General features: G+C 32.4%; 14 protein-coding genes and 2 tRNA genes. 5 read left to right on the top strand and 11 right to left on the bottom strand.

Annotation, left to right across the window (positions count from 1 at the left end):
- Positions 1 to 37 precede the first annotated feature (37 nt).
- Complete coding sequence (locus tag DPN68_RS05495) at positions 38 to 469, top strand: hypothetical protein (protein WP_113988641.1); 432 nt, start codon at positions 38 to 40, stop codon at positions 467 to 469.
- A 32-nt stretch (positions 470 to 501) separates the two neighbouring features.
- Here DPN68_RS05495 and DPN68_RS05500 read toward each other — a convergent pair whose 3' ends face one another.
- The 8 genes from DPN68_RS05500 to DPN68_RS05535 all read right to left on the bottom strand — a co-directional run bounded on the left by DPN68_RS05500 (position 502) and on the right by DPN68_RS05535 (position 9,213).
- Entirely contained in the window at positions 502 to 1,590 is a 1,089-nt protein-coding gene (locus DPN68_RS05500) for a peptidylprolyl isomerase (protein ID WP_113988642.1), read from the bottom strand.
- 4 nt (positions 1,591 to 1,594) lie between these two features.
- Entirely contained in the window at positions 1,595 to 2,680 is a 1,086-nt protein-coding gene (locus tag DPN68_RS05505; protein ID WP_113988643.1) for a peptidylprolyl isomerase, read from the bottom strand.
- 4 nt (positions 2,681 to 2,684) lie between these two features.
- Positions 2,685 to 3,776, bottom strand: coding sequence for a peptidylprolyl isomerase (locus DPN68_RS05510; protein WP_113988644.1), 1,092 nt, complete (start codon positions 3,774 to 3,776; stop codon positions 2,685 to 2,687).
- 6 nt (positions 3,777 to 3,782) lie between these two features.
- Entirely contained in the window at positions 3,783 to 4,334 is a 552-nt protein-coding gene (gene gldI, locus DPN68_RS05515) for a gliding motility-associated peptidyl-prolyl isomerase GldI (protein ID WP_113988645.1), read from the bottom strand.
- The gene (locus DPN68_RS05520) at positions 4,331 to 5,347 is read right to left on the bottom strand and encodes a DHH family phosphoesterase (protein WP_113988646.1); all 1,017 of its coding nucleotides are present in this window, start codon (positions 5,345 to 5,347) and stop codon (positions 4,331 to 4,333) included. Before DPN68_RS05520 ends, gldI begins: the two co-directional genes overlap by 4 nt.
- Positions 5,348 to 5,410: 63 nt before the next feature.
- Positions 5,411 to 7,441 (bottom strand): T9SS type B sorting domain-containing protein, encoded by a 2,031-nt coding sequence (locus DPN68_RS05525; protein ID WP_113988647.1) that lies wholly within the window; start codon positions 7,439 to 7,441, stop codon positions 5,411 to 5,413.
- A 16-nt stretch (positions 7,442 to 7,457) separates the two neighbouring features.
- Entirely contained in the window at positions 7,458 to 8,309 is an 852-nt protein-coding gene (locus DPN68_RS05530) for an ABC transporter permease (protein ID WP_113988648.1), read from the bottom strand.
- Positions 8,310 to 8,313: 4 nt separating this feature from the next.
- Positions 8,314 to 9,213 carry an ABC transporter ATP-binding protein gene (locus DPN68_RS05535; RefSeq protein WP_113988649.1) on the bottom strand — a complete coding sequence of 300 codons (900 nt, stop codon included), beginning with the start codon at positions 9,211 to 9,213 and terminating at the stop codon, positions 8,314 to 8,316.
- 106 nt (positions 9,214 to 9,319) lie between these two features.
- On the opposite strand from DPN68_RS05535, the gene DPN68_RS05540 reads away from it, so the two are divergent.
- Together DPN68_RS05540 and DPN68_RS05545 are read left to right on the top strand one after the other, a co-directional pair.
- Positions 9,320 to 9,392: transfer RNA gene (locus DPN68_RS05540), tRNA-Pro, on the top strand.
- A gap of 33 nt (positions 9,393 to 9,425) precedes the next feature.
- Positions 9,426 to 9,499, top strand: a tRNA-Ala gene (locus tag DPN68_RS05545).
- Positions 9,500 to 9,529: 30 nt separating this feature from the next.
- Here DPN68_RS05545 and DPN68_RS05550 read toward each other — a convergent pair.
- The 3 genes from DPN68_RS05550 to DPN68_RS05560 all read right to left on the bottom strand — a co-directional run bounded on the left by DPN68_RS05550 (position 9,530) and on the right by DPN68_RS05560 (position 11,651).
- A complete protein-coding gene (locus tag DPN68_RS05550) occupies positions 9,530 to 10,288 on the bottom strand; it encodes a TIGR02757 family protein (RefSeq protein WP_113988650.1) in 759 nt (252 codons plus the stop codon).
- 75 nt (positions 10,289 to 10,363) lie between these two features.
- Positions 10,364 to 10,963, bottom strand: a complete 600-nt coding sequence (locus DPN68_RS05555) for a hypothetical protein (protein ID WP_133256570.1) — start codon at positions 10,961 to 10,963, stop codon at positions 10,364 to 10,366.
- Positions 10,964 to 10,985: 22 nt separating this feature from the next.
- Positions 10,986 to 11,651, bottom strand: a complete 666-nt coding sequence (locus tag DPN68_RS05560) for an ABC transporter ATP-binding protein (protein ID WP_113988652.1) — start codon at positions 11,649 to 11,651, stop codon at positions 10,986 to 10,988.
- Positions 11,652 to 11,903: 252 nt separating this feature from the next.
- Between DPN68_RS05560 and msrA the strand changes: the two genes are divergently transcribed.
- Both msrA and folE read left to right on the top strand, forming a co-directional pair.
- Positions 11,904 to 12,443: a peptide-methionine (S)-S-oxide reductase MsrA gene (gene msrA, locus DPN68_RS05565; protein WP_204673660.1), complete on the top strand. Its 540-nt coding sequence runs from the start codon at positions 11,904 to 11,906 to the stop codon at positions 12,441 to 12,443.
- Positions 12,444 to 12,458: 15 nt separating this feature from the next.
- The gene (gene folE, locus DPN68_RS05570; RefSeq protein WP_113988654.1) at positions 12,459 to 13,127 is read left to right on the top strand and encodes a GTP cyclohydrolase I FolE; all 669 of its coding nucleotides are present in this window, start codon (positions 12,459 to 12,461) and stop codon (positions 13,125 to 13,127) included.
- Positions 13,128 to 13,163: the final 36 nt, after the last annotated feature.

The following is a 13,163-nucleotide window of genomic DNA, read 5'->3' on the forward strand; positions in this document are numbered from 1 at the left end:
TTTGTTATTGTTTCTAACTTTAGATTATTGATTAAAAATGAAATTAGTAATTAATATAATTTCAAATTCTCTTAAGTTGTTTTTTTTAGGAGGTATTTTGAGCAATTTATTTTTGGTAATTTTAGTTTTTTCTGATTCTTATTTTAGGTATTTGGATTTTGCTGAGGAAAACTTTCATCAGAAAATAGTAAAATATTTTTGGTTTACAGTTTATGTGCCGTTAATTTTGATTATTATCTATATACTATTCATGATATATCAAAAAATACAAATATTTGATAAAATAGTTGTTGGAATATCAGGTTTGTTAGGAATAATTCTATTTGTTTTTTTGGAGAGATACATAAAGAAATATGCATTAATTCATGAATATTTAATACTGAGTATGTTTTTATTGATTTTTGGTTATTTGTTTTTATTTTACATTATAAAATTTATCAATAAGAAATATCAAGAAGTGAATAGTTAATAAAATAAAAAATGCCTCAATTGAGGCATTTTTTATTGGTTTATTTTAATCAATTCAATTTCAAAAATTAAATCCGCATTAGGAGGAATTACGCCGCCAGCGCCTCTTTCTCCATAAGCCAAATTGGATGGAATTAAAAATTTATATTTGGCTCCTTCTTTCATTAATTGCACACCTTCTGTCCAACCTGGAATTACTTGGTTTAATCCAAAATCTATGGTTTGATTTCTTCTTTGTACACTACTATCGAAAATTTTCCCATTTAGTAGCATTCCTGTATAATGTACTTTTACATTGCTTGTTGCTACAGGATAGTTTCCTGTTCCTTCTTGGATCACGATATATTTTAATCCACTTGGAGTGGTTGAAGCATTGGCAAATTCTTTCTCGATAGCTGCCTGTCTTTCTTTTTCTTTTTGGGCTTCAATTTCGGCTTGTTTTTTCTTTTCAGCTTCTTTTAAAGCGTTCATTTTTTCAACAGCAACTTTGTTTTTTTCTACTTGTGCTTGATCATTTTTTTCTTTGGCAGAAAAATAAGCAGCGAATACTTTTTCGGCTTTGAATTTTTTGGCAGCTTTTCCTTTTCTAATGATAGTCATGGAATTAATTACATCATCTTGGGCTATTTTATCAACTACTTCTTGTCCAGAAACAACGTGACCAAAAACGGTATGTTTTCCATCTAGCCAAGGAGTGTCTTTATGAGTAATAAAAAACTGACTTCCATTTGTTCCTACACCTGAATTCGCCATTGACAAAACACCAGCTTTATTGTGGATTAAGTTGGGATGAAATTCATCAACAAATTTATAACCTGGGCCACTAGTTCCATTACCTTCTGGACAACCACCTTGAATCATGAAGTTAGCAATTACACGGTGAAATTTCAATCCGTTATAAAAAGGTTTTCCTTTGAATTTTTCATCAACTTGCGTATTTTTTCCTTCAATTAAGGAAACAAAATTTGCTACAGTTATTGGAGTTTCTTCAAAAGTTAAGGCTAAAGTTATTGATCCTTTAGAAGTTTCAATTTGGCAATATAAACCGTCAGCTTGTTTCTTTTTTTGAGCGTTTACAGAGAAAACACAAGTTAGCGCAATTATAGATAAGATTTTTTTCATGGGATTATTGGTTTGGCATGGTTTCTAACAATTCAATTTCAAAAATAATATTGGCATTAGGTGGAATTACATTTCCAGCGCCTTGGCTACCGTAGCCTAAACTAGAGGGAATAAAAACTAATATTCGGTCACCAAAATTCATCATATCCAAAGCTTCAATGAATCCAGGAATTAAACCTTGTTTGTTACCATAAGAAAATGGAAATGGACGATAAGCATTGGCAGCAGCTTTGTTTGGGTTTAATTTCCCATGTTGATTTGCGATAGCTTCAAAACTAGTGTCAAATAACTCTCCGGTTTCTAGAAATCCTGCATAATGTACGTAAACTTCTATTCCATTAGCAGGTTTTTTTTCTTCACCTTTGTTGATGTATTTGTAAATTAAACCTGATTTAGTTTTAGTTCCAGACGTAATCAGGTCTTTAATTTCTTTACTTTTAATTTCCTTTGCAACTGCTATTTTCTTTTCGTTTTCTTTCTGAATTTCAGTTTCTTTACTGTAATATTCTTTGAAAGTTTTAAAAGCGTTAAATTTTTTAGCTTCGCTACCTTTTCTAATAATTATAATTTTTTCAATGCTGTCACCTTGAGCTATAGTGTTTACTATATCCATTCCTTCTACAACTTCTCCAAAAACGGTATGTTTTCCATCTAGCCAAGGTGTTGCTTTGTGTGTGATAAAAAATTGACTGCCATTGGTGCCAGGGCCAGCATTAGCCATTGATAAAATTCCGCCCTTGCTATGTTTTAATTCAGGATGAATTTCGTCATTAAACTTATAACCAGGTCCGCCTTTTCCATCTCCTAACGGATCACCACCTTGAATCATAAAGTCTTCGATGACACGGTGAAACTTCAAGCCATCATAAAAAGGTTTGTTTTTAAATTCTGCGGCAACAAAATCGTTTTTTCCTTCGACTAAACTAATGAAATTAGCAACAGTAATAGGAGTTTTTTCAAAAGTTAAAGTTAAAGTTATTGTTCCTTTAGAAGTTTCAATTTGACAGTATAAACCGTCTACTTGTTTCTTTTTTTGTGCGTTTACAGAGAAAACACAAATCAAAGCAAGTAGAGTCAAGATTTTATTCATGGGATTATTGATTTGGCATGGTTTCTAGTAATTCAATTTCAAAAATAATATTGGTATTAGGCGGAATTACGTTTCCAGCACCTTGACTACCGTAGCCTAAACTAGAGGGAATAAAAACTAATATTCGGTCACCAAAATTCATCATATCCAAAGCTTCAATGAATCCAGGAATTAAACCTTGTTTGTTACCATAAGGAAATGGAAAAGGACGATAAGCATTGGCAGCAGCTTTGTTTCTGTCTAACTTTCCATGTTGATTAGCTATAGCTTCAAAACTAGTGTCAAACAACTCCCCAGTTTCTAAAAATCCTGCATAATGTATATAAACTTCTGTTCCATTTGCAGGTTTTTTTCCTTCACCTTTGTTGATGTATTTGTATAGTAAACCTGATTTGGTTTTAGTTCCAGAGGCAATTAGCTCTTGAATTTCTTTACTTTTAGTTTCTTTAGCAGCTGCTGCTTTTTTTTCGTTTTCTTTTTGAATTGCAGCTTCTTTACTATAATACTCTTTTAAAGTTTTAACAGCATCAAATTTTTTAGCTTTGCTGCCTTTTCTAATGATTGTAATTTTTTCAATACTATCATCTTGAACGATAGCGTTTACCACATTCATTCCTTCAATAACTTCCCCAAAAACGGTATGTCTTCCATCTAATTTTTGAACCTCTTTGTGTGTGATAAAAAATTGACTTCCATTGGTTCCAGGGCCAGCGTTAGCCATTGATAAAATTCCTGCTTTATTATGAGTTAAATCAGGGTGAATTTCGTCATTAAACTTATAACCTGGTCCTCCAGTACCGTCGCCCATTGGATCACCACCTTGAATCATAAAGTCTTCGATTACACGGTGAAACTTTAAACCATCATAAAAAGGTTTATTTTTAAATTCATCAGTTACAAAATCGTTTTTTCCTTCTGCTAAACTGATAAAATTTGCAACAGTAATTGGCGTTTTTTCATATTCCAATTTTAGTATAATATTCCCTTTTGAAGTAAGAATGTCTGCGTAAATACCATCTTCAAGATTTTTATATTCTTCATTACAAGAGACTAAAATAAAACTGAATAAAAGTATTAAAAAAGCATTTTTTTTCATGTGAAATTAGTTTTTAGGTTTTGGATTTTTTTTTAAATCGGTTAAAGTTACTGTACAAATTAAGGGTTCGTTTGTGCTTATTTTATTGTTGTCGCCATGATAGCCATACCCCATATGAGAAGGAAAAATAAAAGTGATGCTTTCTCCTTTTTTCATTAGTTTAATGCCATCTCTAAGTCCCATCATTATGTTTTCCTTATCTACATAATACTCTTGGGGCTTTAATTCTTCTTTGGTATAAATAATTTTGTTGTCCAAGTCGCGAACTTCATATTCAAAATAAGCAATATCCCCTTTTTGAGCAAGTGGTGATTCGGCTTCGACTTTGTTTTCGTATTTGTACCAATATCCTTTAGTAGATGCTATGTATTGTTGTAAGGTGTCTTTTTCTATAATCGCTTCAATTAGTTTTTCTTCTTCAGCAATAAGAATTTTGTTACGTTCAATGGATTCTTTTATAAAGGTATTGTCCGTTTTCGATTTTGGTTTTCTTGGTTGTTGTTTTGAACAACTTACGATGGTAATTCCTAGAAGTATAATGGCAATAATTACTCTCATTTTCTTGTTTTTTCTTTCGCTAAAATACTAATAAATTGTTGGATAGTTTCTTCCAAAGATAAAAAAGATTTTCCACCTGCTGCATTGATGTGACCACCTCCGTTGAAATAATTTCTCGCAAATTGATTCACATCAAAACTGCCTTGTGAGCGAAACGATATCTTTACGATACCTTCGTCTTTATTTTCAATAAAAATAGCGGTGAAATCAATTCCTTTAATACTTAAGCCATAATTTACAATGCCTTCTGTATCTCCTTTTTCATGTTTGAATGTGTTGAGTTCTTCTTGAGATAAGGAAATATAGGATGTTTGGTATTCAGGAAGCACAACCATGTTTTGTAAAGCTCTACCCAATAATTGCAAACGATTGTAATTAGCGTTGTCAAATAATAAATTGTGAATTTCACTATTATTAATGCCTTTTTCAATTAAGTTGGCTACACATTGATGTGTTTTTGCCGTTGTTTTTGGAAATCTAAAACTGCCCGAATCAGTAACAATGCCTGTGTAAATGCAGGTAGCTACTTCTTTATTGATTAAATTATTGTAATCCAATGCATTAATGAAATCATAGATCATTTCACAAGTAGAACCATAACTAGTATCAGAAAAAGTAAAAATAGGATAAGCATCTGGTGCTTGATGATGGTCAATCATTATCATTGGTACTTCAAGGGTTTCCAATGTTTTTTGCATGGCATCACCTGTGCGATGTAAAGCATTAAAATCCAGAGTAAAAATTAAATCACTCGTAGTAAGTATTTTAAATGCTTTTTCAAATTCTCTTTCAAAAATAACTACTTCATTAGTGCCAGGCAACCAAGCTAAAAAATCGGGAAATTCGTTAGGAGAAATAAACGTTACTTCGTGTTGAAGTTGTTTTAAAAAATGCAACAATGCTAAAGACGAACCCATGGCATCGCCATCGGGATTTCGGTGCGAAATTATTGTGATTTTTTTTGGTGATTCTAAAAGCTTTTGAATGGCATTTAAATCGTTCTGTTGTAACATGCTTTTTAGTTTTTTTAGCAACTACAAAAGCCATACCGAATTCCGATTTTTAGTCTAATGTAGTTATCGAATTAAGGAAAAATGTCCTCGTATTGTTTTTCCATTTGGAAGTGCTAATACAAACCAATAATCTTGAGAAGGCAAGTTGTTTCCTCTTAGTGTTCCGTCCCAAAAATCATTTGGATTATTGATTTGTTTAATCAGGTTTCCATAACGGTCAAAGATAGTAATTTTAGCATTTTCGAAACCTCTTTTATCTAAATTTTTTATTTGCCAAATATCATTATAACCGTCACCATTTGGAGTAAAAAACTTGGGATAATCAAGTATGTAAAATGTTTCAGTGACTAATCCGCAGACGTTTTTATCATTAACGTAAACGGTGTATTCACCTGGTTCTAAATTGGTAAATAAGGGTTGGTCTTGGTAATTAATTCCGTCCAAAGAATATTCATAACTTCCAATACCGCTCACTTCAATTACTGCTGAATTGGATGAAGAAAAATCTGTAACTTCAATGTTTTCAATTGTTGCTATTCCTGAACCAACAACCGTGAATGTTCTTGTTACCGTACAATTAAGATTGTTTTCTAAAGTTACGGTGTAAATTCCTGGTGAATTAACGCTTATTATTTGCGAATTTTCATTGGTAGTCCAATTGTATGAGGCAAAACCACTTCCCGCATTTAATTGGATGGTGTTTCCATTACAAATTTCCAATGTTACATCGCTGATATCTTGACTAAAACTATTTACTTGTAATTGAATAGGAAAAACAGGGTAACAACCTTGAACATTTGTAATTTTGGCGTAAATGGTTTGAAGGTTAACAACTGTGTTGATGAAATTAGGATTTAAAGGTGTTGTACTAGTTGGGCTATCGAAAAATTGAATTTGATAATTACTAGGTAAATTTTGGAAAATTTCAGGCGCAATTGATGCAAGATTAAAAGCAGTAAAACCGTCTTGTTCTCCTAAAGTATCACATTCTTGAAACAAGGATTGATTAATTAGTAACTCTGGTGCAAATTCTATTTCAATTGCTGCTGAAGTTGTGCAAGTTGGACTAAAAATAATATCTACCGAATAACTTCCTTCTTGTAAAGCTGGATTAAATGGAGGACTTAATGTTAATGTTGCATTAGTTTCATCAGCTAAAGGAATTCCGTTTAATTTCCATTGGTAGCTTTGTGCGCCAATTGAGGTTGCATTCAAAACTACAGTTTCATTTTCGCAAACTGGATTTCCACTAGCAATTAATCTGTCTTCTCCTAGATTAATTCCAAAATTAAAACTTCCACCGCCAAGGAAAATGGCGGAGTCAAATCTGTGATTGCCTTCATCAGCAATAACTAATTTGATATGATATTGTACGCCTGGAGTTACGTCTGATTGTGCAATTAGTACTTTTGTTTGTCCGTTGTAATTTGTTGGATGTTCATCGCCATTAAAAGCATCAAAGTATTGCGCATTGGCTTGCGGACAAATGGTTCCTGGACCGCGAACCGTATTCACTTTTACAGGAATATTGGTTCCCGGAATTACAGCTAAATTTTGATAGGGTTGCGACGTTCCTGTTTCCTTCAAAAGGAAAGCAAATCCATCCGTAAAGTTACATTGGTTTGAATTTGGATTGGATAAATATTGCTCAGAAGAAAAAATGAACTCAAAACTAATCTTGTTTCCCAAAGGAATAAAGTCAAATTCTAAAACAGTTGCATTGAAAGTATTGCTAAAGTTTAGTGCTTGATTCAAATCTTGGTCGCCTTCCCAACCCATATTGCCGCCATCGTCTGATAGGGAAGTGTTGGGTCCAGGAGCATTACTAATTTTTCCAGTGGCTAATATAATTCCGTTTTGAAAAGGGAAACTAGAGCCATTTCCATTAAAAAAACCCCAGGATTTTGAGCCATCAGCAAAATTTCCTCCAGCAACTGTTACATTAGAAACGGAAGCGCAAGTACTATTAATTAGAACATTTTCAACTAATTGTTGAGCTGTAAATCCTTCATCAACGGTTATGTATTGCGCAAAAGCACGATTTGAAAATGAAAGAGCGATTAATAGAAATAAAAATTGTTTTAAAAACTTCATAGCGACCGCAAAGGTACTACAAATCTCGCTTTTTTAGGATGTAATAAGATGTTAAAATAAATATAATTGTCCAAACCAATACAATGCTAATTTGGGAAAAATGAATGCTATAATCTTTTACATTTTGAGCGCCACCCATTGCATTTTCAATTGTTTTGATTGCATTTAGTCTGGTTACAGGTTCTTTGATTAAATTGCTCATTGATTCAATTGGGAAATACTGAATAATAGTATCTCCGAAGTTTTTGGTTTTATCATTACCACCAAGAATTACAAATTTTACTATCCAATAAAAGATGTTTTCAGCTACAAACCAAACAAATAAAAATCCTAAAGCAAAAGCACTTCTCTTGACTAAAATCCCTAAAAATAAGCAGAAAGAGAAAAAGGCAAACAATTTGATGAAAAAAGCAAAAATATACTCTAAATCAGAGAAAACGATGCTTAATTCATTATAGGAAGAAAAAGAATAACCTAAGATTAAAGACATTACAAACACAAAAAATGTTGATGCTAATGCGAAAGTTCCGACTACCAAAAATTTTGAAAGGATGAATTCTTTTTTACTTAAACCATCAATCAAGTTTTGTTTCAGTGTGCCATACGTATATTCATTTGCCATCATAGAAACAATAACTATGGCTAAAAAAATCTTAAAAAACGCGGCAACATAGGTGTTAAAATGCCAAATGTATGGGAAGTTAAAAATCCCTTGGTCTGCAATTCGAATTTCGAAAGTACCAATGCTAAATTTAATAGATGAAATTAAAGCGATAAAACTTAGCAATACAAAATAGGTGAGTACTAAAACTCTGCTGGCTTTGTTTTTCCAAATTTTCTGAAATTCTATAGAAAGTAATCGTTTCATGTTTTTAGTTGTTGTTGGTTAGTTCTAGGAATTGCTCTTCCAAACTGTTTTTTCTTTTGACCAAATGTTCTAGAACAATGTTATTTTGGAATAAATAAGCATTTAGTTCACTAGCGGCCATTTCTTTTTTTGGATATACCAATAATTTCCCATCTTGTTCCTCTAATCGGTCAATTTCTGCATGATTTGAAAGTACTGATTTCAATTGAGACAAGTCAGACGCTTGTAGTTCAAAGAAACTGTTTTGGTCTAACATATTATGAACGGTTCCTTGATAGAGCATTTCTCCTTTGCGAAGCACTACCACATGACTACATACTTTTTCCACTTCATCTAGTAAGTGAGAAGCTAATAAAATAGTTGTTCCTTGTGAAGCAATTACTTTAATAATATCACGAATTTGACGAATTCCTTGTGGATCTAAACCATTTGTAGGTTCGTCCAAAATTAGAATTTCTGGATCATTGAGTAGGGCAGAAGCAATAGCCAAACGTTGTTTCATTCCTAATGAATAGGTTCTGAATTTATCGTTTTTTCGTTCTAAAAGTCCAACGAGATCTAATTTTTCATCTACTTTTTCAAATGAAGTTCCTTTGATTTTACAAACCAATTCCAAATTTTCTTTGGCAGTCATGTACGGATAAAAATTAGGACGCTCAATGATGGCGCCCACTTTTTTCAAAGCATCGTGAGTCGCTACTTTTCCTCCAAACCATTCAAAATCACCTGAAGTTTTGTTTACTACGTTAAGAACAATTCCTAAAGTAGTTGATTTTCCAGAGCCATTGGGTCCTAAAATGCCATATACGTTGCCTCTGTGAATTTCAAAAGAAACATCTTTCACAGCATGAACGTATTTGTTGAATCTTTTGTTGAGTTTGCGAATGGTTAGTATAGTTTCCAAAATAGTTTGTTTTTAATACTAGACGCCATGCGAAGAAAAATGTTACAAAAATAGGTGTTAAACTATTTTTTTTAAGAGGTAAAAAGTATACATTTGCTTCCGAATTCGGGATGTGGCGCAGTTGGTAGCGCACTAGCATGGGGTGTTAGGGGTCGCTGGTTCGAGTCCAGTCATCCCGACTTTGAAAAAAATGTTTATCTTTGCTTTATATCGGGGATGTAGCTCAGTTGGCTAGAGTGCTTGACTGGCAGTCAAGAGGTCGTGGGTTCGAGCCCCATCTTCTCCACAAAATTCCTGTTTCGACAGGATTTTTTGTTTAAAACCCTTCAAAAACGCCCAATCCAAATAAAGCAAAATCATATTTTACAGGATCATTTGGGTCTAAGTTTCTTAGGTTTTGGTCTAATTCTGCTAAGGCTTTGGCATCATTTTGTTTTCGTGTTAGCAATAGTAATTTTCGAGCTACATTTCCTGAATGTACATCTAGTGGACAAGATAACTTTGAAGGAGTAATACTTTTCCAAATACCTAAATCAACACCTTTATTATCATTTCTTACCATCCAACGCAAATACATGTTGATGCGTTTAGCTGCCGAACCGTTCATAGGATCAGAAATGTGTTTTTCTGTTCGTGCTAAATGTGGAATTTCAAAAAATAACTGTTTAAATTCGGAAATAGTGTGTTGCATTGTGGGATTTTCTCTCGAGAAAACCGCTTCTAAACCGTTGTGATTTTTATAAATGTGTTGTAATCCTTTAATAAATCCTACAAAATCTTTCCCATTAAAAGTACGATGAACAAAATTTTCCAATGATTCCAATTGTATATCAGAATGCGACATCACAAAATCATAAGGCGAACTTCCCATCAAATCCATCATTTTTTTGGCATTGTTGATTATCATTTTACGATTGCCCCAAGCAATAGTTGCTGCCAAAAAGCCAGCAATTTCAATATCTTCCCTACTAGAAAACTGATGCGGAATTTGAATTGGATCACTCTCAATGAAATTGGGATGGTTGTATAATTCTACCTTTTCGTCTAGAAATTCTTTTAACTCAGATTGTGTCATTTTTGTTTTAAAAGCTAGTTTTGGTGTTTAAATTCAAAAATATTATAATAATTAGTTATTGTAGATTTTATGAAATTAATCAATTTTACTTAAAAAATATTCTTGAAAAACTCCATCAAATCCTTTGGGTTTTATAGAATCTCCTTTAATTAACCAGCTTTCATTTTCAAATATGCGTTTTGTTTCAAAAATGACATGAAAAGAATTAGTATTCTGACCTTTAATTTTATAAGTTGATGATTTTAATCCTTTTGTATCGATTAAATAAAATGATTTAATTTTCTCTCTCGGGAAAATTGTTTTTTCAAATTGATCTCTAAAAACTAAATTCTTACCGTTCTCTAGTTCAATATAAAGGTGATATGTTAAAAGTGAATAATCTTTGTCAATAACATTAAAACAATTTTCTTTTTTTCTTTTACTATTAAATTGTTCATTCACTATTAATTTGTCACGTTGTGGAATACTATTTAAAAATAAACTATCATTTACAATATAATATGAACCATTAATTTTCATTTTTGATCTCATATGTATCTTTGCAGAATATTGAAATTTATTGTTTTCTCCTAACTCAATAGTCTCTGAAAAATGATTATTTGAATATGAATATTTTTTACTTTCATAAATGAATGAGAGAAGCGTTGTTAGAAATATTATAGAAATTATTTTCATTTTGTTTTAATCACTTGTCAATTTATAGACTTACTATATTTCCATCTTTCATAACTAACTTTCTATCTGCCATATTAGCAAAAGTTTCGTTATGCGTAACAATTACAAAAGTATGACCTAGTTCCTCTCGTAGTTTGAAAAATAATTGGTGTAAGTTTTCTGCAGAAGCAGTATCTAAATTTCCTGAAGGTTCATCGGCAAAAATTACAGCTGGCTTATTGATTAAAGCTCTTGCCACTGCCACACGTTGTTGTTCACCACCAGAAAGTTCGTTAGGTTTGTGTCCAATGCGATGTCCTAATCCTAAATATTCCAATAGTTTGATGGCTTCTGCTTCTACTTCATCTTTTGGTCGGTTAGCAATAAAACCAGGAATACAAACATTTTCTAAAGCTGTAAATTCTGGTAATAATTGATGAAATTGGAAAATAAATCCCAAATTTAAGTTACGAAACTTAGAAAGCGCGCTGTCTTTTAATTCTAAAATATTAGTTCCGTTGATTGTTAAAGCGGTGTTTGTTGAAGGAGTTGGATGATCTAACGTGCCTAAAATTTGCAACAAAGTTGTTTTTCCAGCACCAGAAGCACCCACTATTGCCACAATTTCCCCTTTCTGAATGTGTAAGTTGATTCCCTTTAAAACTTCAAGTTCTCCGTAGTGTTTGTGTAAATTCGTTACCCGTATCATCTTTAACAATTTGTACAAAGAAACAAAGTTTTTGGTTATTTTTAAATCCTTTCTCTTTTTAAAATCGTTTATAAATGATAATAAATAGTTAAAAAAGCTATTTTGTTTAATTATTTTGTATATTTGTTAAACAAAAAAAATAAACACATGAGAATAGTCCATTTGTTTTTTTCGGTTTTTTTCTTTTCGGCTTGTACGGCCAAAGAGCTAAAATTTGTATCAGAACCTTATCAAGAACCAATTCCAATAGTTATGGAGCAAAATAAAGCGATTGCCACATTTGCTGGTGGCTGTTTCTGGTGTACAGAAGCGGTATTTTTAGAAGTTAAAGGCGTTGAAAAAGTAGTATCAGGATACATTGGTGGAAAAACTGCTAATCCAACTTACAAAGACATTTCTTCTGGAACAACGGGTCATGCTGAAGCCATTCAAATTACTTATAATCCTAGTGAAATTGCCTACGAAGATTTATTGGAAATATTCTTTGGTACCCATGATCCAACGACATTAAATCGTCAAGGTGCTGATGTTGGAACACAATACCGTAGCGAAATATTTTATCATTCAATTGCGCAAAAAGAAAGTGCAGAAAAATACATTCAATTGCTAGAAAAAGAAAAATTATACGACCGAGTTATAGTGACTAAAGTGTCTTCGGCTACCCAATTTTATTTAGCGGAAGATTACCACCAAAATTACTATAATTTGAATTCGAGTCAGGGATATTGCCGAATGGTGATTGCTCCAAAATTAGAGAAGCTGAGAAAATACTACAAAACCAAATTAAAATAGAAGGGGAAAATTGCTATGAATACTACTATTGAAAAAGAAATATTTGATATTATTGGTGACAACCATCAAATGACTTCTGCGGAAACACCATTACGAGCAGATGCTTTTGATCGAACGGATAATCAAAAAATGGAAGTTATTGAGCACCATTTTGAAATTATCATGAAGGAATTAGGTTTAGATTTAACCGATGATAGTTTGAAAGGAACGCCACATCGTGTTGCTAAAATGTTTGTAAAAGAAATCTTCTCGGGATTGAATCCTGCGAATAAACCAAAAGTATCTGTTTTCGACAATTCGTACCATTATGATAAAATGTTGGTAGAAGCTAATATAAGTTTCAATTCAACGTGCGAACATCATTTTTTACCAATTGTTGGAAAAGCCCACGTAGGTTATGTTTCTTCTGGAAAAGTTATTGGGTTATCCAAGTTGAATCGTATTGTAGATTATTATGCTAGAAGACCACAAGTACAAGAACGTATGGTGATGCAAATTTTCAACGAGTTAAAAACGGTTTTGGAAACCGAAAATGTAATGATTGTAATGGAAGCCGAGCATTTGTGTGTTTCTAGTAGAGGAATTAAAGACGAATCTAGTTTTACTTCTACCTTACAATATGGTGGTGTTTTCAACCAAAAAGAATTCAGAGACGATTTCTATAAATTGATTCAACGCACTTAATTTGGCACTACTTTTGCATTATTTGAAGTACTAAAT

Origin of the sequence: Flavobacterium tibetense, from assembly GCF_003293845.1 — a bacterium.
Taxonomy (GTDB): domain Bacteria; phylum Bacteroidota; class Bacteroidia; order Flavobacteriales; family Flavobacteriaceae; genus Flavobacterium; species Flavobacterium tibetense.